Source organism: Acidobacteriota bacterium, from assembly GCA_012517875.1.
GTDB lineage: Bacteria > Acidobacteriota > JAAYUB01 > JAAYUB01 > JAAYUB01 > JAAYUB01.
Window position 1 is genome coordinate 1 of the sequence record JAAYUB010000016.1, and the last position, 3,822, is coordinate 3,822.

Annotated in this window: 3 protein-coding genes; all 3 read right to left on the reverse strand. The window is 69.4% G+C overall.

Annotated features, from left to right (window positions below):
- On the reverse strand, positions 1–953 hold a 953-nt coding region (locus tag GX414_01630; GenBank protein NLI45787.1), incomplete at its 3' end, for an insulinase family protein.
- Between the two features lie 287 nt (positions 954–1,240).
- Positions 1,241–2,389, reverse strand: a complete 1,149-nt coding sequence (locus tag GX414_01635; GenBank protein ID NLI45788.1) for an exo-alpha-sialidase — start codon at positions 2,387–2,389, stop codon at positions 1,241–1,243.
- 1 nt (position 2,390) lies between these two features.
- Complete coding sequence (gene thrC / locus GX414_01640) at positions 2,391–3,608, reverse strand: threonine synthase (GenBank protein NLI45789.1); 1,218 nt, start codon at positions 3,606–3,608, stop codon at positions 2,391–2,393.
- Positions 3,609–3,822 lie beyond the last annotated feature (214 nt).

The window sequence follows — 3,822 nt, forward strand, 5'->3', positions numbered from 1 at the left end:
CGCGTGGGCGCCGGGCCTTTGCCGTAGATCCGCTTTTCGCTGTACTGCGGGGGCTCGTAGGTCCGGATGGGCTCGATGTCCTTGCCCCGGGGAACGGCGCCGAAGTACTTTTCGGCCATGGCCACGATGGCCTTCGGGTCGAAGTCGCCCACGTAGATGGCCACGGCGTTGTTGGGCACGTAATACGTGTTGTGGAATTCGGCCAGGTCGGCGCGGGTGACCTTGCGCAGATCATCCATCCAGCCGATGACGTCCCAGTGATACGGCGACGCGGCGTAGAACGCCGCGTTGACCTGCTCGCTGAAGAGGTAGCCCGGCCGGTTTTCGCTCAGCCGCCGTTCCTCCATGACCACATCCTTCTCGGAGTAGAACTCGCGGTAGCGGGCGTTGGCCATGCGGTCGGCCTCGAGCAGCATCTGCAGCTCCACCTTGTTGGAGGGAAGCGTGACGTAGTAGCCGGTGGTCTCGTTGCCAGTGGAGGCGTTGAGGCCGGTGCCGCCGTTTTTCATGTAGAGGGTCCAGAGGTCGTCCTTGATGATGTACGCCTTCTGGGCCTTGGCCAGTTCGTCGTACTCCTTCTGCCAGGCGGCGATCTTGGCCGGGTCGCCGCCGCCGGGCGTCCAGAACCGCTCACGGTAGATCTTGTCCATGACCGCATCGATCTTCCGGTCGATCTCCGCGTCCTTCGCGACATCGGTGACGCCGGTGATTTCGGTACCCTTGAACATCATGTGCTCGTGCAGGTGGGCCAGGCCGGTGATGCCGGGCCGTTCGTTGATAGAGCCCACCTTGTAGTACACGTGGCACACCACGCGGGGCACGCCGGGCTTCTGGATCATCAGGATTTTCATCCCGTTGGCCAGGACGTGCTCCTGGACGTCGAGCTGGACCTGCGCCGCGGCTCCCGCGGCGAAGGCGAGCAGGACGCCAAGCAACAGCATAGCGCGTTTCATCCCGTTCAACCTCCTGCGATGATGGGTTCGGGGCGACGCCGGCCGCGGCCCCGCGGGGCCGGGTCGCTCGCCGCACAGTGCCGCCGGGCGCGCGGGCGCCGGCGGGCGCAAAGACAAAGCGTGGATCGCTGACATGACCTCAGATTCGGAAAGCAGTCGTTCCTCCCGGCCGCGGCGCCGGAACGCGCCGCCGGCCGGCACACGGATCAAAGAAATTGTTTGTACGCACCGGCGGGGGAAAAGTCTCGACCTGTTACAGAAATAATCGGCCGGGATTGCGCGGCCGGTCATCGCCGCGGCGGAAGGCGGGCGTCGAGTTCGGCCAAAGTCAGGCGGACGCTTACGATGTACGGTGCCTCCCCCGCACGCCAGTGGCCGTAGGTCGTGGCGACGATGGTGCCGTCGGGCAGCACCTCGACGCCGGGGTAGGCGCAGTCGGCGGCCTGGTGGTTCTGCATCAGGCGAACGCGGTACTGTCCCTCGCGGCCGTGCCGGATGTCGTCGTACGTCCCCACCCAGGCCACCCAGTCGCCCCGCGTGGGGCTGCCGGACGCCATGTCGCGGAAGGAGATGAACAGCCGCCCGTCGGGGGCGTACCGGCCGCAGTGTCGGTCACCGGTGAGCGCGCCGGGCAGCTCGCGCGGTGCGGTCCACGTCCGGCCCTCGTCCCGCGAGAATATCACATGGGCGTTGCGGCGGCGGGTGTTTTCGCGCAGCAGCACGGCCAGTTCGCCGCCGTCGGGGGAGCGGACGCAGCCGGGTTCGCACAAATGCACGTCGGCGCCGCTCCAGACCGCCTCCGGCCGCGACCACGTCAGGCCGCCGTCTTCGGAAAACGTTCGGTAGAGGGTGAACACCACCGGGCCGGCCGGAGCGGGCCGGTCGCTGAAGAACCGTCCGTCGTCGTGGAACATCGCCAGATACCGGCCGGGCGCGCGGAGTGGCGCCACGAACCCCATGACCACGATCCCGCCCCAGTCGCCCGCCGGTCGAAGCGGCGTCCAGGTGGCTCCGTCGTCCTCGGACACGGCCAGACGCGCCGGATACAGCCCCGACCAGACGATGAGCCGCCGCGTGCCGGCGGCATCGGTGACACGGTGGATCGTGGGCGTCTCCCGGCCGGTGGCCCAATCGGGGGGCACGTCCAGGCGGGGGCTCCAGGTGCGGCCGCCGTCGGAGCTCCGCTTGAGGACAATGGGCCCGGCACCGTGGCCTTTGGGATAGACCACGAGGATGGTCCGGCCATCCTCCAGAAGCGCCGTGGCGGGATGTCCCAGGTACTGCCCCGGCTCGCGGTCCACGACGGTCTGGCGGGCGACATCGGCGGCGAGATCGATCCACGGGATCGCGAACCCCCGCGGCGGGCCGTCCGGCGGCGCGGCGGCTGCGAGGGCCGCTCCCACGAGGGCGCCGAGCGTGGCGAGGCGGAGGCGCATCTCAGGGCACCGCCTCCAGCTCCGGGGGGATGGGCTCGGGCAGCGACAGGCCGGTCATGGCGGCGTCGATATCCTTGAGGCCGTGGCCGGTGACCAGGAGCACGACGGGCGCCGCCGGGTCGAGGCGGCGCTCCACGGCCACCCGGGCCAGACCCGCCGCCACGGCCGCCGCGGCCGGTTCGGCGAACACCCCGGTGGTGGCCGCCAGCAGCGACTGTGCCTCGAGAATCTCCGCGTCGGAGACAGTGAGCGAAAAACCGCCGCTTTCCATCACCGCGCGACGGGCCAGCTCGGCGTTGCTGGGGGTGCGCACCGAGATGGAGTCGGCGACGGTGCGCGGGTCGACGGCGTCGCGGTACTCGCCCGTGGCGATGTAGCGGTGGATGGCGTCGGAGCGCTCCGCCTGCACGGCCACCAGGCGCGGCAGGCGCTCGATGGCGCCGACGGCGCGCAGGTCGGCGAACGCCTTGTAGACGCCGGCGAGGATCACGCCATCGCCCACCGGCACGAGGATCGCCTCGGGCGCCTGGCCGCCGTACTGGGCGAAGATCTCGAACCCCACGGTCTTCTTCCCCTCGATGGTCAGCGGATGGTAGGCGGTGTTGCGGTTGAGCCCGCCCCGAGCGGCGGTGTACTCCAGCGACAGGCGGAAGGCGTCGTCGTAGGTGCCGCGCACCGGGATCACGCGGGCGCCGTGCTGCACCATCTGCACCAGCTTGGCCCGCGGCGCGGCCGCCGGGACGAAGATCACCGCCTCGAGCCCGGCGGCGGCGCACGCCGCCGCCGTGGCGCTGGCGGCGTTGCCGGTGGAGGCCACCACCACGGTGCGCGCGCCCAGGCGCCGGGCCTCGGCGGCCACCAGGAACGAGGCGCGGTCTTTGAGCGAGCCGCTGGGATTCAGCCCGTCGTTCTTGATCCAGACCTCGCCCCAGCCCAGCCGCGCCGCCAGTCGCGGCGCCGGCACCAGCGGCGTGTTCCCCACGGCGTAGGGCGGCTCGTACTCGGGTTCCATGGGCATGAAGAGGCGCCAGTCGGGCCGGCGCGGGACGAACCGCTCGGCGATCGCGGTGTAGTCGAACACCGCCTCGAGCACGCCGGGCAGCGGGACGCCGGGACGGTAGCCGCGGCCGCACTCGGGGCAGAGATAGCGCACGGCGTCACGGGCGTACTCCCGTCCGCACTGCGTGCAGCGCCAGACGAACTCGGCGATTTTGATCATCCTTTTCATATTCACCACGGAGGTCACAGAGGATTCATTTGCTGTTCGGGCATCGGATATCGGACATCGGACTTGGGACGTCGGTGCTCGAGGCTGGAGACGCGAGGCTGGAGGCTCGTTCCCGGCCCCTCTGTTCGTGCTCGTGCTCGTAATCGTACTCGTAATCGTGATCGTAATCGAATGGTTTAAAAGTTCAAAAGTTCACAGGTTCTCA

Bases quoted from the DNA above. Each gene is read 5' to 3' on its own strand.
- GX414_01635 (NLI45788.1), bottom strand. From the start codon at position 2,389: ATGCGCCTCCGCCTCGCCACGCTCGGCGCCCTCGTGGGAGCGGCCCTC.
- thrC (NLI45789.1), bottom strand. From the start codon at position 3,608: ATGATCAAAATCGCCGAGTTCGTCTGGCGCTGCACGCAGTGCGGACGG.